The organism is Streptomyces sp. NPDC056361, from assembly GCF_042262805.1.
Taxonomy (GTDB): Bacteria; Actinomycetota; Actinomycetes; order Streptomycetales; family Streptomycetaceae; genus Streptomyces.
Genome location: NZ_JBHJQI010000035.1, coordinates 43,779 through 66,746 on the forward strand (window position 1 = coordinate 43,779; position 22,968 = coordinate 66,746).

Genomic DNA, 22,968 nt, shown 5'->3' on the forward strand with positions numbered 1-22,968 from the left:
GTCAGTTCTTCCAGAAGTCGAAGCGGCCGCGGTTGTCGTCGTCGGTGTCCTGCTGGTCGGTGGAGATGGTGCGGACGATGTCGCGGAGGGGGCCGTCGAGGTGGTCGGCGAGGGCGCGGGTGGCGAGGTCGAGGTCGTTGACGAGGGGGGTGTACTCGGCGGCGATGGCGCTGCCGACGGAGCCGCTGGCGGCGAGGGCGTCGAGGTCGTAGAGGGCGCGGGCGAGGGCGGTGGTGGTCTCGCCGCGGATGTGTTCGGCGGCCTTGGCGAGGCCGTCGGCGGCGCGCTTGTGCTCGTCATGGTCGACGAAGACGTTCCAACTGCTCGCGTTCGTCCCGGAGACCGGGCCGCCCGCGCCGGCGACGCCGGCTCCTCCTTCGATGCCGGGGGCCAGGGCGCCGGCGACTCCGGCGCCCGCGCCGATCCCGCCGCCGATGCCGTTGCCCTGGTCGCCGCCCAGGTCGCCGCCGACGGCGCGGCCGAGGAGGCCGGCGAGGGTGGTGGGGACGGTCTTGAGGGCGACGACGTCCTCGGCGCTCCGGGCTCGGGCCGCGCCGTCGCGGACGTCGCCGAGCGTCATCGTGACGTTGCCCTCCAGGTCGTCCCTGGCGACGTCGATGTGCCGCTGGAGCTTGGCGTCCGGGGTGGCGGTGCCGATCTCGGGGTTCATGTTCCGGAGGTACGAGACGATGTCCTGGGCGCGGTCCTTGCCGATGACGATGGTGTCGCCGCAGGTCTGGATCTCGCTCGTGATGTCGAGGGCGGCCCTGGTGGTCTGCCCGAAGCAGGCGTTGACGCGTGACCAGTGCTCGCCGAGTGCCTTGAGTGCTTCGCCGCGTCCGCTGGAGATCAGCCGTTCGACGGCCTTCGTGGCGTCGGCCCCGTCGCCCTCCAGCGAGGACCGGTAGGAGCGGAGGTGCCCGTCGGCGTCGGAGGAGCGGTCCTCGTTCGCCTCGATCCAGGGCAGCGCGTACTGGTCCATCACTGCCCGGTCGCCGTCCATCGGTTCGACTGCCATGGTGTGAATCCCCCCTGATTCTCCGTCAGTTGAGCGAAACGGTCTCATGGGGTGGGGGTGCGGACAAGGGTTCCCCGGGGCGGTCGGGGGGCTCCCGTCAGTCGATGTGCACGATCTGGAACGCCTCCGCCATGCGGCCCGCGGGGAGCCCGCCCGCGGTGGCGTGCTCGCCGAGCCAGGTGCGGAGGAGGCCGGCGAGGTCGTCGAAGTGGGCGGTCTGGGAGGTGTGGATGCGGAGGGCCTCGACCTTGCGGTCGAAGACGGGGGTGACGTCGACGTACTGGTTCGGGGTGGGGCCGGTCATCAGCCAGAGTTCGTGGACGGTCCAGGGCTCCAGGCCCTCGTCCCCGAGCAGTTCGGGGTGGGCGAAGGGGTTGCGGGCCTCGGGGTACACGGCGCGGAGGCAGGCGTCGCCGACGGCGCGGTGGTCGGGGTGGAGGTCGGCGACGCGGGCCCAGTTGATCTCGGGGGAGGGGATGACGGCCCGCTGCGGGCGTACTTCGCGGATGACGCGGCAGAGGTCGCGGCGGAGGTCGACGGAGGGTTCGACGAAGCTGTCGGGGTAGCCGAGGAAGCGGACGTCGGCGACGCCGCTGAGTTTCGCGGAGTGGACCTGTTCGGCGCGGCGCAGGTCGGCCATCGCCTGGCGGGGGAGTCGTTCGTCGTAACCGCCGGCGGCGCCGTCCGTGACGATGCAGTACGTGACGCGGGTGCCGCGTTCGATCCACTGCATGACCGTGCCGCTGACGCAGAACTCGATGTCGTCCGGGTGTGCGGCGACGACCAGCAGGGATTCGGGGGCGGTCCGGTTGAAGTCCTCCATGGGGCAAGCCTGTTGGGGTGGTACGGGGCGTCGCAAGGCCGACTCGTGGCGTGAACTGGACATGGCACTTACGCGCCATTCAAAAACTTGGTAGATTCAAATCATTGAGTTGTCCGGGTGAAGTGAAGCGTGCAGCGACGTGCTTGGAGGGTGACCGGTATGTGCAGGATCCTCGGCTCCTTCGCCGCGGGGGCGGACCGACCGGACCCCGCCGAACTCGCGGCGGCCTCGGCCCGCCAGCGGCACGGCGGACCCGACGAGCACCAGGTGCGCAGCGGACCCGGCTGGTCCCTCGGCTGCGACCGGCTCGCCGTGACCGACCCGTGCGGCGGACAGCAGCCCTACCGGCTGCCCCACCTGCCCGGCGTCCTCGCCGTGCTCAACGGCGAGATCTACAACCACGCCGAACTGCGCCGCACCCTCGCCGCCCGCGGCCACCGGTTCCCCGACCTCTGCGACGGCACCGTGCTCCCCGCGCTGTACGCCGAATACGGGCCCGCGTTCGCCGAACACCTCGACGGCATGTTCGCCGTCGCCGTCCTCGACCTGCGCCCCGGCAGCACCCGGCTCGTCCTCGCCGTCGACGACATGGGCATGAAGCCCATCCACCTCCACCACGACCCGTACGACGGCTCCACCCGGTTCGCCTCCGAGATCCCCGCCCTCCTCGCCTTCGAAGGCGTACGGATCTCCCCGCGCGAGGACTCCCTCGACACCGTCCTCGCCACCCGCACCTCCTTCGCCACGCACACCGCACTCGACGGCGTCAGCGTCCTGCCCCCCGGCGCCACCGCCCTCGTACGGCCCGGCGCCCCACCCGTCGTCCGCCGCCGCGGCGCCCACCGCGCGACGCCCCTCGGCGACACCCAGGACGTGCTGCGCCACGAGGTCCGCCGGCTCGCCCGCGCCGAAGTGCCCGTCTGCGCCATCACCAGCGGCGGCCTCGACTCCGGCCTCGTCACCGCGCTCGCCGCCGAACACGCCCGCGAGACCGACGCGCCGCCCCTGCACACCTTCCACCTCACCTACCGGGGCCGCTGGCCCGGCTCCGAGGCCGCGTACGCCCGCTCCGTCGCCCGCCGGGCCCGGACCGTCCACCACGAGGTCGCCGTCGACCCCGACGAACTCGGCTCCCTCCTCACCCGCACCGTCCGCCACCTCGGCCAGCCCAACGCCGACCCCATCACCCTCTCCACGTACGCCCTCTTCCGCGCCGTCCGCGAGAACGGCTTCACCGTCGCGCTCACCGGCGACGGCGCCGACGAACTCTTCGGCGGGTACGACCGGATGCGCGCCGCACTCGCCGCCCCGGCCGGCGCCGACTGGGCCGCCGCCTACGCCGACGCGCTCTCCGCCGCCCCCCGGCTCCTCCGCGAACACCTCTACACCTCCCACTACCGGGCGTTCATCGCCGACCAGGGCTCCGCCGCCGACCGCATCGCCCAGGAACTACGCTCCGCCGAGGCCGTCGGCGAGGACCGGCTCACCGCGATGACCGCCTTCGAGACCCGCTGGCGCCTCCCCGCCTACCACCTGCGGCGCGTCGACCACCTCTCCATGGCCTGGGCCGTCGAAGCCCGCATGCCCTTCTGCCAGCCCTCCGTCGTCACCCACGCCCGCGCGCTGCCGGTGGCCGCGCGGACCGGCAAACGGGCCCTGTACGAAGCCGGCGCCGAACTCCTCCCGCGGGGGGTCCTCCAGCGACCCAAACAACCCTTCACCCTCCCCCTCGCCGCCCTCCTCGCCCCCGGCACCCCCCTCCTCGACACCGTCCGCGAACTCCTCTCCCCCGCCCGCCTCGTCCTCGGCGGCCGGCTCCGCGCCGACCGCGTCCACCGCCTCCTCGCCCGCCACCTCGCCCACCCCTCCCCCCACACCGCCCAAACCCTCTGGGCCCTCGCCGTCCACGAACTCTGGACCGACATCGTCCAAGGCCTCCGCATCCCCACCGGCTGTGCCGCCTAACCCCCCGACCCCGACCCCCCGCCCACCTCGTCCGGCCGCGCCTGCGCCCGCCGCCGCCGTCGTGCCCGGGAGCGTCGTCCGGGCCGAGGGGGCGCCCGGGCCGACGTTGGTCGTCCGTTGCGACGATCTCCCGGTGGGGGCACTCGCGTTGGGGCGGGAGCTGAGGCATGTGCGGAGGGCGCTCGCAGGGACGGCGTACGCGGGGATCGGAAAGATCGCGCTGTATGGGCGAGGGGCGGGGCGCGGGCGCTACCGGATCGACTACCGGTTCGTGCAGGCGCTGACGGGTGGTGGGTTCGACTTCCGGGCGGGGTGCGGGCATTCGCTGCTGGCGTGCGTGGTGGCGGACGGGAGGGGCGGGACCGTGACAGTGCGGTCGGTGACGACCGGGGACGAGGTGCTGTGCGAGCCGCACGGGGACGCGTACACGCTGAGCTTCCTGAGGTCGCCGACGGCGGAGGGCACGCTGCCGACCGGGCGGCCCGTCGACGTGCTCGGCGGGGTGCCCGTGACGGTCGTGAGGTACGGGAACCCGTACGTGTTCGTCGATGCCGCGCGGCTGCCGGCGGGGGACCTGGAGCGCAGGCTGGCGGCGCTGAGGGAGGAGGCCGCGCGGATGCTCGGCTACGACCCCCGGTCCGCGCTGCCGAAGGTCGCCGTGGTCACCGTGGGGCCCGGGGGGATGGACGTCAGGGCGCTCACGGTCGGGGGCTGGCATCCGGGGCTGGCGGTGACGGGGGCGGCGGCGCTCGCGGCGGCGGGGGCGCTGGACGGGACGGTGGTGCCGGCCGGGTACGGGACGGTGCGGACGCCCGGGGGCACGGTGACGGTGTCCGCGGCGCACGACCGGGTGAGCGTGCACCGGAAGCGGGCCGAGGTGCTGGAATGCGTGGAGGTGCCGTGGCGCATTCACGCAACGGCGTGAATGCGCAGGGTTGTCGAGAGGCTCGGTGGACGGGTTCTCTGCCACGCTGAAATGGACCGGCAATCGGTATCCGTGGGGAGAGCAGACACAGATGAAATTCGAGAATCTGCGTGTCGTCGTGACCGGAGCGTCCCGCTATTTCGGTCGCGCGCTCGCCGTCGGATTCGCGCATCTCGGTGCCGAGGTCTACGTCTCGGCGCGGACGGTGGAGGCGGCCGAGCGGACCCGCACGGAGGTGATGGGGTCGGCCCGCGACCGTATCCACGCCTTCGGCTGCGACCTCAGCAGGCCTGCGGAGATCCGGGAGTTCGCGGCGCGGGTGGGCGAACGGACGGACCGGGTGGACCTGTTGGTGAACAACGGGGCCCGCTGGCTGGACGGCATGGACCTGGAGGCGGCGAGCGACGCGGAGATCGTGGAGACGATCGAGTCGACGGCGGGCGGCACGGTGCTGATGGTGAAGCACTTCCTGCCGCTGCTCCGGGGTTCGCTGCGGCCGGACATCGTGAACATGGTGGCCGTCCGGGACGCCGAGGGCGCGTCGGCGGCGACCGCGGGTGCCGCGCACGAGGCGTTCTGGGCGGCGAAGAGCGCCCAGGCGGGATTCGCGGACATCCTGTCGCGGCGGCTGCGGCCTTCAGGGGTAAGGGTGTTCTCGCTCTTCCCGCCGGATTTCTCGACGTCGGATCCGCGGTTCGCGGAATGGGACGGCTCGAATCCGGACGGGGTGGCGCCGGACGAGAAGCTGACCACCCAGGCCCTCTTCGAATGCATCGTGTACGCCGTCGAGCAGCCGCGCGACTGCTTCATCCGCTCGTTCCACTTCGAACCCCGCTGAGCCGCCTTCGAGCCCGGCGAAGCCACTTCGAGCCCTGCCGAAGCCGCTGCGAGCCCCGGCGAAGCCGCCGTCGAGCCCCGTCGAAGCCCACCGCACCACCGCGTCAAGGAGGTCCCATGAGCACCCCCGTCTGGATCACCGCGACTCCTCCCGCCACCCACGGAGAACTCCACATCGGCCATCTCGCGGGGCCGTACGTCGCAGCCGACGTCCTCACGCGCTTCCTGCGCGCGGAGGGGGAGGCGGTCCGGTTCACGACCGGTACGGCCGACCACGCGAGCTCGGTGGAGGTCCGCGCCCTGCGGCACAACCGGAAGCCGGAGGAGGTCGCGGAGGGGTACCGGGCCGCGATCACCGCGGACTGGCTGCGCTCGGGCGTGGAGTTCGACCACATCGTGCGCCCGCGGCGGGACAAGGGCTACGCGCGGTGGGTGCAGGACCTCTTCGGCCGGCTGTTCGCGCAGGGGGTCATCGCCCCGCGGACGCGGCTGCTCCCGTACTGCGAACCGTGCGACCGCTGGCTGTACGGCGCGCACGCGACGGGCAGCTGCCCGCACTGCGGGGCGGTCAGCGACGGCGGGATGTGCCACGAGTGCGCGCGGCCGAACGACGGCGGCGACCTCGTCGCGGCGCGCTGCGCGCTCTGCGACACCCCGGCGGTGGCCCGCCGCTGCCGCCGGCTGTACGTGCCCCTGGAGCCGTTCCGGGAGACGCTCGCCGACTACTGGGCGACGGCGGGCCTGCCGCCGCGCCTCGCGGCGCTGTGCGAGTCGCTCGTCGAGGACGGGCTGCCGGACATCGCGGTGGGCCATCCCGCCGAGTGGGGGCTGCCGGTGCCGGTCGAGGGTTTCCCCGACCACCGGATCGACGGCTGCTTCGAGGCGGCGGCGATGCACCTCTTCGGCTACGACACGACGGGGCCGCTGCCGCGCCGGGCGATCCACTTCTGCGGTTTCGGGCACGCCTTCTGCCACGCGGTGCTGCTGCCGGTGCTGCTCCTCGCGCAGGACGTGAAGCTGCCGCAGGACTTCAACGTGAACGAGTCGTACGTCATCGAGGAGGGCGTGCGCGAGGGCAACGTCTGGGCGCTCGACCTGCTCACCGAGTACGGCTCCGACACGCTGCGCCGGCACGTCCTCCAGGCGCGCCCGCTGGGCCGCCGGACGGTCTTCCGGCGGGAGCGGCTCGCGGCGGCGCGCCGGGAGCTGGACGACACCTGGAACAGCTGGCTCTCTCGGCTGTTCTCGTCGGTGCGGGAGGAGTGCGGCGGTCTCGCCCCGCAGGCGCTGCCCGGCGGCACCGGTTGGGAGGTCCTGGAGCGGCGCCTGCACCGGGGCATGGACGACCTGCGGGAGGCGTACGGTCCCGACGCGTTCGACCCGCGGCGGGCGGTGGCCGTGCTCGACGAGATGGTCCGTTCGGTGGCCGACTTCGGCCATGTGAACACCCACGAGCGGTGCCGGCCCAGCACGTCCTGCCGGCATCTTCCGGCGCTCGCCGCGCAGTTGGCGGTGGCTTCCGCGCTGTCGGCGTGGGCGCGGCCGGTGATGCCGGAGGGGGCGGACCGGCTCGCGGCGGCGCTCCAGGCGGTGCCGGGTCGGCCGGTCGACTGGCAGGCCCTGTCGGCGCCGCTGCCGGGGACGCGGCTGGCGCCGCCGTCGGGCCCGGTCTTCGGCTTCTGAGGGCCTCGACTCGTTCTTCAACTACTAAGCAACCAAGTATTCGGCTGGTCCGACTCCCACCCTGCCGCGTGACCGTGCGCGCGAGCGACGCGCAGGGGCACGTGGCCCCCACTCCTCAGGAGCCCCACGTGTCCCTGCGCGTCGCCATGCTCAGCGTCCACACCTCCCCGCTCCACCAGCCCGGGACGGGGGACGCCGGCGGGATGAACGTCTACATGGTCGAACTCTCCCGGGCCCTGGCCGAACAGGGCGCCGAGGTGGACCTGTTCACCCGCTGCCGGGGGGAGGGTCGGCCCCCGCTGGTGGAGCTGGCGCCGGGGGTGCGGGTCCGGCATCTGCACGCCGGGCCGCGCGGGCCGCTGCCGAAGGAGGCCGTGCCCGACCTGGTCGTGCCGTTCTCGCTGGCCCTGCTCAAGGAGGAGCGGCGCTACGACCTGGTCCACTCGCACTACTGGCTCTCCGGGCAGGCGGGCCGGATCGCGTCGGTGGGGTGGCGGATCCCGCTGGTGCACACCGCCCACACCCTGGCCCGGGTGAAGAACGCCTCGCTGGCCGAGGGCGACGCCCCCGAGCCGGAGCTGCGGGTGCGCGGCGAGCACCAGGTGGTGGGCGCGGCGGACCGGTTGATCGCCAACACGGCCGACGAGGCGGAGGCGCTCCGTTCGCTGTACGGGGCGGAGGGGGGCCGGACCGAGGTCGTACGGCCCGGGGTCGATCTGCGGACCTTCCACCGGGGGGACGGGCGTGCGGCGGCACGGGCCCGGCTGGGGCTGCCGGCCGACGCGTTCGTGCCGCTGTACGCGGGCCGCATCCAGCCGTTGAAGGGGCCGGACGTGCTCGTGCGGGCGGTCGCCGAGCTGCTGCGGGAGGCGCCTGACCTGCGGAGCAGGCTCCTGGTGCCGGTGGTCGGCGGGCATTCGGGGGCGACGCGGGAGGGGACGGTGTGGCGGCTCGCGGAGGAGCTGGGTGTCACGGACGTGCTGCGGCCCTGCCCTCCCGTACCGCAGTCACGGCTCGCGGACTGGTACCGGGCGGCGGACGTCCTGGTGGTGCCGTCGCGGAGCGAGTCGTTCGGTCTGGTGGCCCTGGAGGCGCAGGCGTGCGGGACGCCGGTGCTCGCGGCGGCGGTCGGCGGGCTGCCGACGGCGGTGTGGGACGGGGTGACGGGGCTGCTGGTGCCCGGTCACGACCCGGTGGAGTACGCGCGCCGGCTGCGGTGGCTGGCGGCGCATCCGGAGGTGGTGGCGACGATGGGGGAGGCGGCGGTCCGCCACGCGCGCGGGATGAGCTGGCGTGCTTCCGCCGCGCGGACCGTCGAGGTGTACCGGGGGGCGCTCGCGGAGACGCGCCGGCCGGTCGTGCGCGGGGTGGTGGGGCAGGGGCGGCGGCACGCCCCTGCCCCGGCGGCCCCTCTCTCCTGGAGGAACGAGAAGGCCGTAGCACAAGTCTAGCATCTCTTTTGGTCTAACCAAAGGTATGGCGGACTCCGGATGACTCAATTCCGTTGCGGGGAAGGCGTATTGACGCATCCACGCCATGGCGGGTCCACGCAGCGAGGATCCCTGGATTCGTTCTCGAGGCCGGGACAGTATGGAGACGTCTTCAGGGAGCGCCCGGCGGCACGGGCCCCCGGAAGGCGGAATCCCGTTCCGAGTCCTGGAGGAATCATGTCCGCTGCGCAGAACACCGGCATCGGCAAGGCCGTCCGTCAGCTCCTGGTCGCGGCCGCGGCCTGTCTGGCCGTCGCGGGCGGCGCCGCCTACGCCGTCTCCCCCGACAGCGCCCCGGTCGACCCGCAGACCGTCGCCGGTGTCGCGGACGACAACGGCTGGCCGGTCGCCCCGCCGCAGCCCACCCCGAGCCCCACCAACTGAGCCCGCCTCCAAGGGGATTCCCCTGGAGCCGACCGACCGTCAGGCCCCGCGATCGCTGCCACGATCGCGGGGTCTCGGTGTTTCGGTGCTTCGTGCCGCGGCGGCTCGGCGGTCCCCGGCGCCGTCAGTCGAGCCAGCCGAGCCGCACCGCGCGGGCGCCCGCCTCGAAGCGGCTCGTCGCCCCGAGCTCCTGCATCAGCTCCGAGATCATCCGGCTGACGGTCCGGAGCGACACCCCGAGCGTGCGCGCGATCCGCTCGTCCTTCATCCCCGAGGCCAGCATGTGCAGCGCCGCCCGCTGCTGCTCCGACAGGCCGTCGCCGCCCGCCTCCGTCGTCGTCTCGACGCCGTACGGGGTCGCCGTGTGCCAGCAGTGCTCGTACAGGCTCAGATACGGCCGGACCAGAGCGCTGCCCCGCGCCAGGATCGCGCCCTCGCCCGGTTCGTCGGGGCGGATCGGCACCAGGGCGAACTGCTGGTCGGCGATGATCATGTTCATCGGGACGACCGGCGCCAGCCGGATCTCCACGCCCAGCTCGGCCCGCTGCCCGAGGAACTTCTCCATGTACGGGTCCGTCGCCTCCTGCCGGCCGTAGATGGCGCGCACCCGCACCCCGTTGGCGACCTGGCGCCGGTCCCGGTCGAGCATCCGGTCCGGGTTCTGCCGGCCCGGCGTCCCCGGGTGCAGCGCCGCCGAACTCTCCTGCATCACGTCCGTGATGTCCTCGATGGCCTGCTGGATCCGCCGGTAGTCGGTCAGCACCTCGACGTGCGCCTGAGCGCGCGTCAGCGCCTCCGCGCGCAGGTAGGAGCCCGCCAGGACCTCCAGGGTGCCGTACACCTCGTCGGCCTCGGCCAGGTGCTCCCGCAGCCGCTCGCGCTCCCGTTCCAGGAGGCGCAGCAGCGCGATCTCGGGGTCGATCGCCGCCACGGTGTCCGTCTCGGACCGCCAACTGCCGTCCTGCAGGGCCGTGACGGTGGCGTGCGCCCGGCCCGTCGGCACGATGAGCCCCAGGGCGAGGAGTTCGCCGCGACATCGCTCGTACTCTTCCGGCGCGAGGCCGAGCGCTCTGCGGACCTCCTCGAAGTCCGAGACGCCCCGGCGGCGCAGCTCCTGGTACACGGACAGGAGGACGTCGGCCGTCCCGTCCCCGATGCCGTCGCCCGCAGTGACCATGGCGAAGTGACCCCCCTCATCCTCCGAGTCGCCCCGCCCTCACCGTCTCAGGCGGGTCGGCGGGTGTCCGTCGTGCAGTGCGTGCAGCTCGTGCGGTGCGCGCGGCCCGTGTGGTCGGTCGGGCCCCCGTGCCGCGTGCGAGTGTGCCGTGCCATGTGAACTCCTCGTCCTAGGCTCCGGGTTCCGGCCCGTCGCCGTCGAGCAGACCGAGCCGGGCGGCCTTGACGCCGGCCTCGAAGCGGCTGGCCGCGTCGAGCTCCTGCATGACCTCGGAGAGCAGCCGGCTGACCGTCCGCAGCGAGACGCCGAGGCTGCGGGCGATCTGCTCGTCCTTGATGCCGGACGCGAGCATGTGCAGTGCGGCGCGCTGCTGGTCGGAGAGGCCGTCGCCGCCGTTCTCGCCGGGCTCCTCGCCGTACCGGGAGGCGGCCTGCCAGCAGTACTCGTACAGGGCGAGGTAGGAGCGGACGAGGCCCGGGCCGCGGGCCAGGATGACGGGCGACTCCGGGTCGTGGGGGTCCGTCGGGAGGAGGGCGAAGTTCTCGTCGGCGAGGACCATGTTCATCGGGACGACGGGGGAGAGCCGCAGCTCCACGCCGAGCGCGGCCCGGTCCGCCAGGTGCTGGGTCATCTCGGGGACGGTGCCGACCCGGCGGCTGTACATGGCGCGGATCCGCACCCCGCGGGCCGCCCGGGAGCGGTCCCGCTCCAGCTCGGCGGCCATCTCCTCGCGGCGCACGGAGCCGGTGTGCATGACGTGGACGGCGGTGCGGACCGAGTCCGTCAGGTCCGTCAGTTCGCGCGCCACCCGCTGGGGGTCGGTGACGATCTCGACCTCGACCTCGGAGCGGGGGGCGGCGCCGGCCCGTAGGAACGGCCCGGCGAGGGCCTCGATCGCGGTGTGCGCCCGGCTGGTGGCGGCGAGCCGCTCCCGGAGCCGGTCGCGTTCGCGGCGCAGCAGCCGCAGCAGGGCGACGTCGGGGTCGACGACGGAGGCGGGGGCGTGCGGGGCGGCGGGGTCGCCGGGGGTGGTCAGTCCTAAGGAGGCGAGTTCGCGCCGACATCGCTCCCGCTCGTCGGCGGAGAGCTCGAAACCGTCCGCGACCTCGTCGAATCCGGCGTCGGGGCGGGCCCTGAGCTCCTGGTAGACGGCGAGGGCCCGTTCGCTACCCGCGCGGGTCACGGCGGCGTTTCTGGACACGGCGCAGCAGACTCCCCTCGGATCCCCACCGGACCCCTGATGAATCGCCCCGCTAGACCCTGCCACACATTCGAACGACACGCACGGAGTTGACCGCTCCTCAGGCGGCGGGGGCGCTCGCCCGGCAGTCGGGGCACAGGCCCTTGAACACGACCTCCGCGTCGTCCACCCGCCACTGGGGCAGGGCGCGGCGGGGCGGATCGGGCGCGGCCGCGGTGACGTTCTCCACCCGGCCGCACCCGGTGCACAGGACGTGCTGGTGGGCGGGGCCCGCGACCTCGAAGACGGCCGGCAGGCCGGGCCGGTCGAACTTGGAGACCAGGCCGGTCTCCTGGAAGTGCCGCAGCATCTCGTACACGGCCTGGCTGGTCAGCGTGCCGAGCCGTTCGCGGGCCGTCGCGGTGATCGCCTCGACGTCGAGATGGCCGCCGGCGGCGAGCACCGTGAGCACCTCCAGGCGCGGGCCCGTGACCCGCAGCCCGACGTCGCGCAGGCGCTGGATCACCGCCTCGCGGCCCGTCAGGTCTTCCACGACTGCCCTCTTCTCCGGCCGCCATCTGGTCGGCTCAAACGTTTGTGGGCATCGTACCTCTTGCTCGTCAACCTGGTGAGGTGTCCGTCGGCCGTCCGGTCAGCCGTCCGTCCTGCACACGAGCAGCACGCTCTCGGTGCGGTCGTCGATCCGGTGCCGCCGCCGGCCCTCGACGTGCAGGCCCGCCGAGTGCAGCTCGGCCGCGAGCCGCTCGGGGTCCACGATCCACTTGTCGGTGGTCAGCACGACCCGCTCCGTGGACAGCTTCCCGGTCCGGGCCGCGTAGTACGTGATCCGCTCGCTCATCGACGGCAGGTCGAACACCTGCCGCGCCACCACCCACTCGTCGATGCCGTCGAAGCGGGGCACCTGGAAGGCCCAGGTCCGCCGCGGTTCCGCGATCAGCCCCGGCAGCCGGTGCGCGGTGTAGTCGAGGGCGAGCGCCCCGCCGGTGTCCAGGTGGGAGGCGATCTCCCGCAGCAGCGCCGGCCGCCGGGAGGGCGGGACGGCGGTGACCATCGCGCCCGCGAGGAGTGCGAGCCGGTAGCTGCCGTCGAGGCGCAGCGCGCCGAGGTCCGCCCGGTGGGTGACGACGAGCCCGGCCACCTGCGGGCCGATCCGGTGGGCCCAGCCTTCGAGGCGCGCCAGGGCCGAGGCGTCCCGGTCCACGGCTTCCACGGCGAAGCCGTGGCGGGCGAACGGGACGGCGAGCCGCCCGGCGCCGGAGCCGAGGTCGAGGACGGGTCCGCCGGTGGAGCGGGCGAGGCCGAGGTACCGGACGATGTCCGCGCTGTGCGGGCCGAGCAGGGCGTCGTGCAGCCAGACGGAGCCCTCGTCGGCGGGGGCCACGGATTCGAGTCCGGGCAGCATGTCCGCGGTGACCCGGACGCCGGCCCCGCGGGCGGGCTCCGTGCCGCGGTCGTATCGGGACGGCAGGACCGGCGCGAGCGCTGCGGGCACGACGGGCAGGGAAGTGCCGCTCGGTGTGTGCATCCGCTCCTCCAGGGGCTCGCTCGGTCCGTGCCGTCCGGACGAGGTACCCGTGCCGCCGGGACCGCGCCGCTGGACCCATCGTGACCTGGTGGAGGAGCCCCGATCCACCGGATCGGGCTGCGTGAACACGCGATGGCGTGGATCTGCCACGCCCCCGGCGAATCCCCTCGGGGGCGGGCGGGGCCGGGGTTGCGGGAGCGGTCCGCCGGGGCGGGCCGGGCTACGGGAGCGGTCTGCCGAGGCGGGCCGGGTCGGCGAGGGCCGTGAAGCCCTGGTGGGTGTAGAAGGGCAGGGCCGGGTCGGTGTCGACCGGGAGTTTCACGCGCTGCTCGTGGGCGTCGTAGGCGCGCATCCGGTCGGTCGCGGCGGCCAGCAGGGCCGTGCCGACTCCGGTGCGGCGCGAGCCGGGTGCGACGGCGAGCGCGTACACCTCGCCCTCGCCCGGCACCGGGACGCCGCCCGCGGCCACGCCGACGACCGCGCCCTCGGTGTCCGTGGCGACCAGCCAGCCGAGCCATCCGGGTGCGCCTCCCGGAATTTCAATTTCCGCGCGTATGCGGGGGAGTGCGCATTGGGCCGAGATCAGCCGCCGCATAGGGATTTCGTCCAGTATTCCGGCGTAGCTGCTCCGGATGATGTCGGCAAGCAGTCTGGATATCGTCGTCGCGTCGCCGGCCGCTGCCGTGCGAACGCCAGCGAGCTGCATTGGTTGTGCACCCTTCGACGTGCCGAGTCCGAGCCCCAACGTACCCACGATAGCGGCGAATTCGACGGTCCGTGACCGATGCGAAATCTACGAATTCGCTTAGTAAATAACGGCGTTCGCCATTACGGGGGGAACGAGCAGCAGGCGAAGATCAGGGGGGCCATCGCGAGGCCCGCCGACGCGATCGTGAACAGGCCGCGGAGCACGGGGTGTCCGGCGCTGTGCGGGGTGAGGATGCGCCGCATCCGCAGCGCGGCCGAGGGGCCGCCCGCGGCGAACGCGGACCGCGGGGCCCGCCCCGAGGCCAGCGCGTACAGCGCGGTGGCCAGCGCGTCGCGCGTGCAGCGGCGCAAGGCCCGGTCGTCGGCGGCCATTTCGAGCAGCACCGGTACGGCGCTGCCGCCGCGCCGGGCGAGCGGCAGGTGCCGGAAGACGGCCGCGAAGGCCTCCGAGGCGGCGACGAGCAGGTGGTGGCGGCCGGCGATGTGGGCCCGTTCGTGCGCGAGGGCGGCCGCCAGCTGGGCGGGGGTCAGGGCGTCGACCGCGCCCGAGGAGACGACGACCCGGCGCGACCGGCCCGGCAGGCAGTAGACCGCGGGCCGCTCGTCGTCGAGGACGGTGGCGCGCAGGGCGGGGTCGTACCGGCCGACGAGGCGCAGCACCCCCGCGTGCCGCACCCGGACCCGGCGGGCCCGGGCGAGGCGGCGGACGTAGGCGGCGGCGGGGACCGAGAGGACGGCGAGGGCGAGCGACAGGGCGAGCAGTTCGCGGCCGTCCACGGCGGACAGCTGCGCCGGAGTGGGGGGTCGGAGGGTGAGCGCCATGTCGGTGAGGCGGTGGCTGCTCTCCTTCGACAGGACGAGCTGGGCGGGCAGCAGGGCCACCGCGCCGGTGAACACCGCGCCGCAGGCGGCCCAGACGGCGAGCGCGAGCCGGGGGGCCTGCTGGGCCCAGCGGGCCGGGGCGACCAGCCAGGGGACGAGGAAGCCGGTCAGCAGGGCGAGTCCGAGCGGCACGAGGATGTGGTGGTTCACGCGTGGTCCCCGGCGGGGTCGCCGCCCGTGGTGCCGCGGGCGGCGCGGAGGGCGGCGTCGAGGGCGGCCATGTCCTCGTCCGAGATGACCTCGACGAACCGGAGCAGGGCGGCGGGGCGGTCCTGGCTGTCGCCGAGGGCGTCCCGCATGAGGCCGGCGGTGTACTCCTCGCGGCTGCGGACCGGTTCGTACAGCCAGGCCCGGCCGGTCTTCTCGCGGCGCAGCCAGCCCTTGCGGTGCAGTATGTCCGCGACGGTCATCACGGTCGTGTAGGCCACCCGGCGCCCGAGGTTGATGTCGTCGACGACCTCGCGGACCGTGGCGGGCCGCTGCCAGGCCCACAGCCGGTCCATGATCTCGGCCTCCAGCTCTCCCAGCCGGCGCACGTGGCTCCCCTTCCCCCTAGGGCGGCTCATCGTACGGGCCGCCTCCCCGCCCCAGGTATACCCCCCAGGGGTACGATGGCGGGATGTCGACCCTCATGAGCGACCGCCCCTGCGCGAAGGTCTGCCGGCCCGGCCCGCCCGGCTCGGTGGAGCTGCTGCTCCTCCGTCGGGTGCTCGGGCTCTGTCTCCGCCTGAGCGTCAGGCTCTCCGCCGACTGTCCCTCGCCCAAGGGTGGTTGACGCCGTTTCGGTCACGGCTTCCCCGCGACTCCGTCAGGTCCGGATGAGCCGGGCGATGGCCTTCGACGCCTCGCCCACCTTCGCCTTGGCCTGGTCCCCGCCCTGGGCGATGGCCTCCGTGACACAGCAGCTGAGGTGCTCGTCCAGGAGGGCCACCGCGCAGGACTGCAGGGCCGCGTTGACGGCGGAGACCTGGGTGAGGACGTCGATGCAGTAGACGTCCTCGTCGACCATCCGCTGCACCCCCCTGACCTGGCCCTCGATGCGGCGGAGGCGTCTGATGATGTCTTCCTTGTGCTGTCCGTAACCGGCCACGACGGGCTCCTCGGTGATCGGGTGATCAGGGGTTCGCAGGGCGGGGGTGTCAGCGGTCGGCGGCCTGGAAGCCGCGCAGCCGGAGGCTGTTGCCGACCACGAAGACCGAGGAGAAGGCCATGGCGGCGCCCGCGATCATCGGGTTGAGGAGGCCGGCCGCGGCGAGCGGCAGGGCGGCCACGTTGTAGGCGAAGGCCCAGAAGAGGTTCGAGCGGATCGTGCCGAGGGTCTTGCGGGAGAGCCGGATGGCGTCGGCCGCGGCCCGCAGGTCCCCGCGTACGAGGGTCAGGTCGCCGGCCTCGATGGCGGCGTCCGTCCCGGTGCCCATCGCCAGGCCCAGGTCGGCCTGGGCGAGCGCGGCGGCGTCGTTCACGCCGTCGCCGACCATGGCGACCGAACGTCCCTCGGCCTGGAGCCTCTTGACGACGTCGACCTTGTCCTGCGGCATGACCTCGGCGATGACCTCGTCGATGCCGACCTCGGCGGCGACGGCCTCGGCGACCGCCTTGTTGTCGCCGGTGAGCAGGATCGGGGTGAGGCCGAGGGCGCGGAGCCGCCCGATCGCCTCGGCGCTGGTCTCCTTGACGGCGTCGGCGACCTCCAGGACCGCGCGGGCCTCGCCGTCCCAGGCCACCGCGATGGCGGTCCGGCCGGCCCGCTCGGCGGTGTCCTTGGCGGACTTGAGCTCCGTCGGGAGTGCCATGGCCCACTCGGCGAGCAGCTTCTCGCGGCCGACGAGGACGGCGTGGCCGTCGACGACGCCCTGGACGCCGAGGCCGGGGATGTTGGCGAAGTCCTCGGGGGTGGGCAGGGTGCCGACCCGGGCGGCGGCGCCGGTGGCGACGGCCTGGGCGATGGGGTGCTCGGAGGAGTGCTCCAGGGCGCCGGCGAGGCGCAGGACGTCGGCCTCGTCGGTGCCGTCGGCGGTGTGGACCTTGAGGAGGGTCATCCGGCCGGTGGTGACGGTGCCGGTCTTGTCGAGGACGATCGTGTCGACCTTGCGGGTGGTCTCCAGGACCTCGGGGCCCTTGATGAGGATGCCGAGCTGGGCGCCGCGGCCGGTGCCGACCATGAGGGCGGTCGGGGTGGCCAGGCCGAGGGCGCAGGGGCAGGCGATGATCAGGACGGCGACGGCCGCGGTGAAGGCGGCGGTCAGGCCCTGGCCGGTGCCGAGCCAGAAGCCGAGGGTGCCGAGCGCGAGCGCGATGACCACGGGCACGAAGACGGCGGAGATGCGGTCGGCGAGGCGCTGGGCGGCGGCCTTGCCGTTCTGGGCGTCCTCGACGAGCTTCGCCATCCGGGCGAGCTGGGTGTCGGAGCCGACGCGGGTGGCCTCGACGACCAGGCGGCCGCCGGCGTTCAGGGTGGCGCCGGTGACGGAGTCGCCGACGGAGACCTCGACCGGCACGGACTCGCCGGTGAGCATGGAGGCGTCGACGGCGGAGGAGCCCTCGACGACGGTGCCGTCGGTGGCGATCTTCTCGCCCGGGCGGACCAGGAAGCGGTCCCCGACCTGGAGTTCGGCGGTCGGTACGGTGACCTCGCGGCCGTTCCTGAGGACCGTCACCTCCTTGGCACCCAGCTGCATGAGGGCCTTCAGGGCGGCGCCCGCCTTGCGCTTCGAGCGGGCCTCGAAGTACCGGCCGGCCAGGATGAAGGCGGTGACGCCGGCGGCGGCCTCCAGGTAGATGTTCCCGGCGCCGTCGGTGCGGGCGATGGTGAACTCGAAGGGGTGCGTCATGCCGGGCGTGCCGGCCGTACCGAAGAACAGCGCCCACAGCGACCACAGGAACGCGGCGATCGTGCCGACCGAGATCAGGGTGTCCATGGTGGCCGCGCCGTGCTTGGCGTTGGTCCAGGCGGCCTTGTGGAAGGGCCAGGCGGCGTAGACGACGACCGGCGCGGCGAGCGTGAGGCTCAGCCACTGCCAGTACTCGATCTGGAGCGCCGGGACCATCGCCATCGCGATGACGGGCACGGCGAGCGTGACGGCGGTGACCAGCCGCTGCTTGAGGGGCCGCAGCTCCTCGTCGGCCTTCTCCTCGTCGGTGGGGCCGCCGCCGTTCTCGTCGGACTTCGGGGGAGCGGGCTCCTGCGCGGTGTAGCCGGTGGCCTCGACGGTGGCGATCAGGTCGGCGACGTCGATGTCGGCGTCGAAGGTGACCTTGGCCTTCTCGGTGGCGTAGTTGACGGTGGCCTCGACCCCGTCCATGCGGTTGAGCTTCTTCTCGATCCGGGCCGCGCACGAGGCGCAGGTCATGCCGCCGATGGCGAGCTCGACCTGGGCGGTGCCCGGAGTGGTCGTGGTCATTTCCTGCTCCTCTTTTTTTGAGGCTCGGTTCGCCGCCGGGGCGCTGGTGCCGGGCTCACAGGGCCGCCCGTGCTCGCCCCCCTCGTTCCTCGGGAGGCTGCGCGCGCTCGGCCCTGTTCCCCCGGCGCGCCCCTTCGGCTCACTCGCCTTGGGGGCGGGCCCCGGCGGTCGGGGCGGTGCGGGCGGTCGTCCGCCCGCCGGGCGGACCGTCGGGTACCGGGACGGGGGACGCCGGTGGGTGTCGGTCGGCCCGGCGGCGGATCAGGCCCGGCCGGTCAGTTCGTAGCCCGCGTCGTCGACGGCCGCGGTGATCGCGGCGTCGTCGGGCTCGCCGCCGGTGGTCACGGTCACCAGGCCGCCGGCGACGTCGACGTCGACGGAGATGACGCCGGCGAGCGCGCTGACGGAGTCGGTGATCGCGGTCCTGCAGTGGCCGCAGGTCATGCCGGAGACGGCGTAGACGGTGACGGTGCTGTCGGCGACCGCGACGGCGGCGGTCTCCGTGGTGGAGCAGCTGTTGTCGGGGGTGCAGCAGGAGCCCATGGCTTCCTCCTCGGTCGGTTCCACTTTCACCGATACCCTCGGGGGGTATCCGGTCGTGAGTCCATGTATACCCCCCTGCGGTATCCCGCGCAAGCAGATCGCCGACTTGACTTGATACCCCCCAGGGGTATGGTGAAGTGCATCGAAGGGGTCACCGCGGCCGGCCCACGCCCCCTTAAGCCCCTCACGCACGGGAGAGCAGCCATGAACACCGGAGTGAAGATCACCGCCTTTGCCGCCGCACTCGCCGCGACCTTCGGGACCGCGTACGGGGTCGGCAAGGGGGTCGGGCCCGTCGAGGAGCCGGCGAAGGCCGGGCACGGCGAGCACGCCGCCGCACCCGCGCCCGCCGAGAGCCCGGCGGCCGGCGGACACGCCGGCCACGAGGAGGGCGCCACCGCCGACGCCTCCACCGCCGACGCCGCCGCGAACCTCCCCGGCGGCCTCCAGATCTCCCAGGACGGCTACACCCTCGCCCTGGAGACCCCCACCCCCGCCGCCGGCAAGAGCGTCCTCACGTTCTCGATCAAGGACGCGGCCGGCCGGAAGGTCACCGCCTTCACCACCGAACACGGCAAGGAACTGCACTTCATCGTCGCCTCGCGCGACCTGAACACCTTCCGCCACCTGCACCCGGTCAAGGCCGCCGACGGCACCTGGTCGGTCGACGCGGACCTCCCGGTCGCCGGCGCCTACAAGGCCTTCGCCGACTTCAAGCCCGCCGCGCCCGGCGCCAAGGGCGTCACCCTCGGCGCCGACCTCGCCGTCCCCGGGGCGTACGCGCCCAAGCCGCTCCCCGCCGTCGCCCCCACCGCGACCGTCGACGGCTACCAGGTCCGACTCGGCGGCACCCTCGACCCGGGCAAGGCCGGCGAGCTCCGGCTCACCGTCGCCAAGGCCGGAAAGCCGGTCACCGACCTGGAGCCCTACCTCGGGGCGTACGGACACCTCGTCGCCCTCCGCGACGGCGACCTCGCCTACCTCCACGTGCACCCGAACGAGGGCGGCCCCGGCCCGGACGTCTCCTTCACGGCGACGGCGCCCAGCGCCGGCACGTACCGTCTCTTCCTGGACTTCCAGCACCAGGGCAAGGTGCGCACGGCCGCCTTCACGGTCACCGCGGGAGGCGGCAAGGCCGCCGTTCCCGCAGCTGGTGAGGCCACGCACGGTGCGGCAGGCCACGCGCACGGCTAGTCTGGTCATTGGACTAGACCTGTAAGCGTCATTCGTGGAGGAATGGGCTCGATGAGCAACCGTGCAGTCCTTGAGGTGATCGCCCTCGACGAGGAAGACGCGGTCGCCGCCCAGACCGGTGGCGCCGATCGCCTCGAACTCGTCACCGACATGGCGGCGGACGGGCTCACCCCGTCCACGGCGGCCTTCCGCGCGATCCGCGCCGCCGTGGACATCCCGCTGCGCGTGATGCTCCGCCTCGCCGACGGCTTCGCCGCCGGCGACGTCGACGCCCTGGCCGGGCGGGCGCAGGAACTCCGCGCGGCCGGCGCCGACGAGTTCGTCCTCGGCTTCCTCACCCCCGACGGCGAACCCGACCTGGTGGCCGTCGAGCGGCTGATCGCCGTCCTCGACGGATGCCGCTGGACCTTCCACCGCGCCATCGACCGCGCCGCCGACCGCGACGGACTCCGCAAGCGGCTCGCCGACCTCCCCGGCCTCGACACCTACCTCACCGCCGGCTCCGCCACCGGTGTCGACGACGGCCTCGCCACCCTCAAGGCCGAGGCCGCCCGCTCCGGCGAGCCCGGCTACGAACCCCGGATCCTCGTCGGCGGCGGCCTCCGCCTCGACCACCTCCCCACCCTCCGCGCCGCCGGCCTCACCGCCTTCCACATCGGCGGCGCCGCCCGCCCCCACGGCTGGACCGCCCCCGTCTCCCCGGACGCGGTCCGCGCCTGGCGCGACGCGATCGACGCGTAGGGGCCGGTGACCGGGGCCGGACCGCGACCGGGGCCGGGGTCGCGGCGGGGGCCGTACGGGCTCCGGCCGCGAGCCCGCCCTCGGCAAGGCCGGGAAAACGCCTCGCCGCGAGGGCCGGGCGGCCGTTAGCCTCCGCGCCATGGCAGCCACCAAGATGCAACCCGACGAACTCGACATCGACACCGGCCTCGTCGAACGGCTCGTCGCCGGGCGCTTCCCCGAGTGGGCGGGGCTTCCGGTGCGGGCGGTGGAGTCGGCGGGGACGGACAACGCGATGTTCAGGCTCGGCGACGACCTCGTGGTGCGGTTGCCCAGGGTGCCGTACGCGGCGCGGCACGTGGAGAAGGAGCAGCGGTGGCTGCCGGTGCTCGCGCCGCACCTGCCGCTGGAGGTGCCGGTTCCGGTGGGGCGGGCGGGGGAGGGCGCGGAGTTTCCGCTGCCGTGGTCCGTCTACCGCTGGCTCGACGGTGACGACGCCTTCGACGCGCCGGTCGCCGATCTCGGGCACGCGGCGGTGGAGTTGGGCCGCTTCGGGAAGGCGCTGCGGAGTCTCGATGCGAGCGGGGGGCCGGCGTCGTTCCGGGGCGGGCCGGTCACCGAGTGGGAAGGCGGCTACCTGCCGGGAGCCGTCCGCGACCTGGGGGCCGACGGTGTCGTGGACGCCGAACTCGCCACCGCCGCATGGGAGTCGGTGCTGCGGCTGCCGCAGTGGGAGGGCACGCCGGTCTGGGTGCACGCCGACCTGCTGCCCGGGAACCTCCTCACCCGCGACGGGCGGCTCGGCGCCGTCATCGACTTCGGCGGCCTGGGGGTCGGTGACCCGGCCTGCGACATGATGCCCGCGTGGAGCCTGCTGACCGCCGGGACGCGGGAGGCGTTCCGCGAGGAGTCCGGGGCCGACGACGCGACCTGGGCGCGCGGGCGGGGCTGGGCCCTGGCCTGGGGTCTGGTGACCGAGCACTACTACCGGGTCACGAACCCGGTCCTGGCGGAGGTCGCCCGCCGGACGCGCACGGAGGCGCTCGCGGAGTTCGCGGGGTCCTCGGACCTCTAGGGGTTCGTGGAGTCCTCGGACCTCCAGCAGTTCGCGGAGTTCCTGGGCCTCCAGGAGTTCCCGGACCTCCAGGAGTTCACGGACGCGGTCCTGCGTGCACGGCGAAGGCCCGTCGCTGCCGTCGGGGGACGGCGGTGACGGGCCTTCGCGGGTTCGGGATCCGGGGGGTCGGGGTCCTGCTCGGGTGCTTCGCTCGGTGCGTCCGGGCTCAAGGGCCCGTGTACTCATGGGACTTACTTGGGGTCGCGGTCGAACTGGGCCTTCGACCAGAGGTAGCCGAGGACGGTGAGGCCGAGGCACCAGGCGACGGCGATCCAGCCGTTGTTGCCGATCTCGGTGCCGAGGAGGAGGCCGCGGAGGGTCTCGATGGCGGGGGTGAAGGGCTGGTACTCGGCGATGGGCTGGAACCAGCCGGGCATCGAGTTCAGCGGGACGAAGGCGCTGGAGATCAGCGGCAGGAGGATCAGCGGCATCGCGCTGTTGCTGGCGGCCTCGGCGTTGGGGCTGCCCATGCCCATGCCGACCGCGATCCAGGTGAAGGCCAGGGCGAACAGGGCGAGCAGGCCGAAGGCGGCGAGCCATTCCAGCACGGTGGCGTCGATGGAGCGGAAGCCGATGGCGACGGCGACGCCGCCGACGAGGGCCACGCTCAGGATCGACTGGAGGACGCTGCCGACGACGTGTCCGAAGAGGACGGAGCCGCGGTGGATGGCCATGGTGCGGAAGCGGGCGATGATGCCCTCGGTCATGTCGGTGGAGACGGAGACCGCGGTGCCGACGACGGTGGAGCCGATGGTCATCATCAGGATGCCGGGCACGATGTAGGCGATGTACGCCGAGCGGCCTCCGCCGCCGCTGAGACCCGCGCTCATCGCGTCTCCGAAGATGTAGACGAAGAGCAGCAGCAGCATGATCGGGGTGAGCAGCAGGTTCAGGGTGAGCGACGGGTAGCGGCGCGCGTGGAGGAGGTTGCGGCGCAGCATCGTGGACGAGTCGCGCAGGGCGAGGGAGAGGGTGCTCATCGGACGTTCTCCTTGGTGGGCTGGGGCTGGCTCGGGATGGTGGCGTCGCCAGTGAGGGCGAAGAAGACGTCGTCGAGGTCGGGGGTGTGGACGGTGAGTTCGTCGGCCTCGATGCCGGCCGCGTCCAACCGGTCCAGGATCAGGCGCAGTTCGCGCTGGCTGCCGTCGCTGGCGAGCTGGAGGGCCATCGCCTCGTCGTCGCGGGTCGCCTCGCCCAGTGCGGTGGTGGCGTTGCGATAGGCGGCGGGGTCGGAGAAGCGGAGGCGTACGTGGCCGCCGGGGATGAGGCGCTTGAGTTGTTCGGCGGTGCCTTCGGCGGCGATCTTGCCGTTGTTGAGGACGGCGATGCGGTCGGCGAGTTGGTCGGCTTCTTCGAGGTACTGGGTGGTGAGGAA

24 protein-coding genes and 1 pseudogene are annotated in these 22,968 nt (G+C 73.5%); 11 read left to right on the forward strand and 14 right to left on the reverse strand.

Going from position 1 to position 22,968, the window contains the following annotated elements; translation table 11 throughout:
- Position 1 precedes the first annotated feature (1 nt).
- Positions 2-1,018, reverse strand: a complete 1,017-nt coding sequence (locus tag ACFCY7_RS14330) for a hypothetical protein (RefSeq protein WP_376484545.1) — start codon at positions 1,016-1,018, stop codon at positions 2-4.
- Between the two features lie 97 nt (positions 1,019-1,115).
- Positions 1,116-1,841, reverse strand: a complete 726-nt coding sequence (locus tag ACFCY7_RS14335; protein WP_376484548.1) for a PIG-L deacetylase family protein — start codon at positions 1,839-1,841, stop codon at positions 1,116-1,118.
- 159 nt (positions 1,842-2,000) lie between these two features.
- Between ACFCY7_RS14335 and asnB the strand changes: the two genes are divergently transcribed.
- The 6 genes from asnB to ACFCY7_RS14365 all read left to right on the forward strand — a co-directional run bounded on the left by asnB (position 2,001) and on the right by ACFCY7_RS14365 (position 9,125).
- Positions 2,001-3,806 carry an asparagine synthase (glutamine-hydrolyzing) gene (gene asnB, locus ACFCY7_RS14340; RefSeq protein WP_376484550.1) on the forward strand — a complete coding sequence of 602 codons (1,806 nt, stop codon included), beginning with the start codon at positions 2,001-2,003 and terminating at the stop codon, positions 3,804-3,806.
- A 379-nt stretch (positions 3,807-4,185) separates the two neighbouring features.
- Positions 4,186-4,731, forward strand: a complete 546-nt coding sequence (locus ACFCY7_RS14345; protein ID WP_376484553.1) for a PrpF domain-containing protein — start codon at positions 4,186-4,188, stop codon at positions 4,729-4,731.
- 91 nt (positions 4,732-4,822) lie between these two features.
- A complete protein-coding gene (locus tag ACFCY7_RS14350) occupies positions 4,823-5,569 on the forward strand; it encodes an SDR family oxidoreductase (RefSeq protein ID WP_376484556.1) in 747 nt (248 codons plus the stop codon).
- A 116-nt stretch (positions 5,570-5,685) separates the two neighbouring features.
- A complete protein-coding gene (locus tag ACFCY7_RS14355) occupies positions 5,686-7,251 on the forward strand; it encodes a class I tRNA ligase family protein (RefSeq protein ID WP_376484558.1) in 1,566 nt (521 codons plus the stop codon).
- Positions 7,252-7,397: 146 nt separating this feature from the next.
- On the forward strand, positions 7,398-8,702 hold the full coding sequence (mshA, locus tag ACFCY7_RS14360) for a D-inositol-3-phosphate glycosyltransferase (protein ID WP_376484596.1): 1,305 nt from the start codon (positions 7,398-7,400) through the stop codon (positions 8,700-8,702).
- Between the two features lie 216 nt (positions 8,703-8,918).
- A complete protein-coding gene (locus ACFCY7_RS14365; RefSeq protein WP_376484560.1) occupies positions 8,919-9,125 on the forward strand; it encodes a hypothetical protein in 207 nt (68 codons plus the stop codon).
- A gap of 124 nt (positions 9,126-9,249) precedes the next feature.
- Here the strand turns inward: ACFCY7_RS14365 and ACFCY7_RS14370 are convergent, their stop codons facing one another.
- From ACFCY7_RS14370 to ACFCY7_RS14400, 7 genes are all read right to left on the reverse strand, one after another.
- Entirely contained in the window at positions 9,250-10,302 is a 1,053-nt protein-coding gene (locus ACFCY7_RS14370; RefSeq protein WP_376484563.1) for a LuxR C-terminal-related transcriptional regulator, read from the reverse strand.
- Between the two features lie 169 nt (positions 10,303-10,471).
- The gene (locus ACFCY7_RS14375; RefSeq protein ID WP_376484565.1) at positions 10,472-11,503 is read right to left on the reverse strand and encodes a LuxR C-terminal-related transcriptional regulator; all 1,032 of its coding nucleotides are present in this window, start codon (positions 11,501-11,503) and stop codon (positions 10,472-10,474) included.
- A gap of 100 nt (positions 11,504-11,603) precedes the next feature.
- Positions 11,604-12,035 carry a Fur family transcriptional regulator gene (locus ACFCY7_RS14380; protein ID WP_376484567.1) on the reverse strand — a complete coding sequence of 144 codons (432 nt, stop codon included), beginning with the start codon at positions 12,033-12,035 and terminating at the stop codon, positions 11,604-11,606.
- Positions 12,036-12,134: 99 nt separating this feature from the next.
- Positions 12,135-13,028: an SAM-dependent methyltransferase gene (locus ACFCY7_RS14385; protein WP_376484568.1), complete on the reverse strand. Its 894-nt coding sequence runs from the start codon at positions 13,026-13,028 to the stop codon at positions 12,135-12,137.
- A 220-nt stretch (positions 13,029-13,248) separates the two neighbouring features.
- Positions 13,249-13,623, reverse strand: coding sequence for a GNAT family N-acetyltransferase (locus ACFCY7_RS14390; RefSeq protein WP_376484571.1), 375 nt, complete (start codon positions 13,621-13,623; stop codon positions 13,249-13,251).
- A 233-nt stretch (positions 13,624-13,856) separates the two neighbouring features.
- The gene (locus tag ACFCY7_RS14395) at positions 13,857-14,768 is read right to left on the reverse strand and encodes a M56 family metallopeptidase (protein WP_376484574.1); all 912 of its coding nucleotides are present in this window, start codon (positions 14,766-14,768) and stop codon (positions 13,857-13,859) included.
- Positions 14,765-15,154, reverse strand: a complete 390-nt coding sequence (locus tag ACFCY7_RS14400; protein ID WP_376484576.1) for a BlaI/MecI/CopY family transcriptional regulator — start codon at positions 15,152-15,154, stop codon at positions 14,765-14,767. Before ACFCY7_RS14400 ends, ACFCY7_RS14395 begins: the two co-directional genes overlap by 4 nt.
- Positions 15,155-15,237: 83 nt before the next feature.
- Here ACFCY7_RS14400 and ACFCY7_RS14405 point away from each other — a divergent pair, with 83 nt between their 5' ends.
- The gene (locus tag ACFCY7_RS14405) at positions 15,238-15,393 is read left to right on the forward strand and encodes a hypothetical protein (protein WP_376484578.1); all 156 of its coding nucleotides are present in this window, start codon (positions 15,238-15,240) and stop codon (positions 15,391-15,393) included.
- Between the two features lie 33 nt (positions 15,394-15,426).
- Here the strand turns inward: ACFCY7_RS14405 and ACFCY7_RS14410 are convergent, their stop codons facing one another.
- The 3 genes from ACFCY7_RS14410 to ACFCY7_RS14420 form a co-directional block, all read right to left on the reverse strand.
- The gene (locus ACFCY7_RS14410) at positions 15,427-15,726 is read right to left on the reverse strand and encodes a metal-sensitive transcriptional regulator (RefSeq protein ID WP_376484598.1); all 300 of its coding nucleotides are present in this window, start codon (positions 15,724-15,726) and stop codon (positions 15,427-15,429) included.
- A 31-nt stretch (positions 15,727-15,757) separates the two neighbouring features.
- Positions 15,758-18,019 (reverse strand): heavy metal translocating P-type ATPase, encoded by a 2,262-nt coding sequence (locus tag ACFCY7_RS14415; RefSeq protein WP_376484581.1) that lies wholly within the window; start codon positions 18,017-18,019, stop codon positions 15,758-15,760.
- A 261-nt stretch (positions 18,020-18,280) separates the two neighbouring features.
- Positions 18,281-18,562: a heavy-metal-associated domain-containing protein gene (locus ACFCY7_RS14420; protein WP_376484600.1), complete on the reverse strand. Its 282-nt coding sequence runs from the start codon at positions 18,560-18,562 to the stop codon at positions 18,281-18,283.
- A 204-nt stretch (positions 18,563-18,766) separates the two neighbouring features.
- On the opposite strand from ACFCY7_RS14420, the gene ACFCY7_RS14425 reads away from it, so the two are divergent.
- The 4 genes from ACFCY7_RS14425 (at position 18,767) to ACFCY7_RS14440 (ending at position 21,689) form a co-directional block, all read left to right on the forward strand.
- The gene (locus ACFCY7_RS14425; RefSeq protein ID WP_376484583.1) at positions 18,767-19,756 is read left to right on the forward strand and encodes a hypothetical protein; all 990 of its coding nucleotides are present in this window, start codon (positions 18,767-18,769) and stop codon (positions 19,754-19,756) included.
- Between the two features lie 51 nt (positions 19,757-19,807).
- Positions 19,808-20,497, forward strand: coding sequence for a copper homeostasis protein CutC (locus ACFCY7_RS14430; protein ID WP_376484586.1), 690 nt, complete (start codon positions 19,808-19,810; stop codon positions 20,495-20,497).
- 139 nt (positions 20,498-20,636) lie between these two features.
- Positions 20,637-21,551: an aminoglycoside phosphotransferase family protein gene (locus ACFCY7_RS14435; RefSeq protein WP_376484588.1), complete on the forward strand. Its 915-nt coding sequence runs from the start codon at positions 20,637-20,639 to the stop codon at positions 21,549-21,551.
- Positions 21,552-21,557: 6 nt separating this feature from the next.
- Positions 21,558-21,689, forward strand: coding sequence for a hypothetical protein (locus tag ACFCY7_RS14440; RefSeq protein WP_376484590.1), 132 nt, complete (start codon positions 21,558-21,560; stop codon positions 21,687-21,689).
- Positions 21,690-21,784: 95 nt separating this feature from the next.
- Here the strand turns inward: ACFCY7_RS14440 and ACFCY7_RS14445 are convergent, their stop codons facing one another.
- Both ACFCY7_RS14445 and ACFCY7_RS14450 read right to left on the reverse strand, forming a co-directional pair.
- Positions 21,785-22,573, reverse strand: a complete 789-nt coding sequence (locus tag ACFCY7_RS14445; RefSeq protein WP_376484593.1) for an ABC transporter permease — start codon at positions 22,571-22,573, stop codon at positions 21,785-21,787.
- A pseudogene (locus tag ACFCY7_RS14450) lies at positions 22,570-22,968 on the reverse strand (ABC transporter); the annotation flags it as partial. The pseudogene ACFCY7_RS14450 and the gene ACFCY7_RS14445, both read right to left, overlap by 4 nt.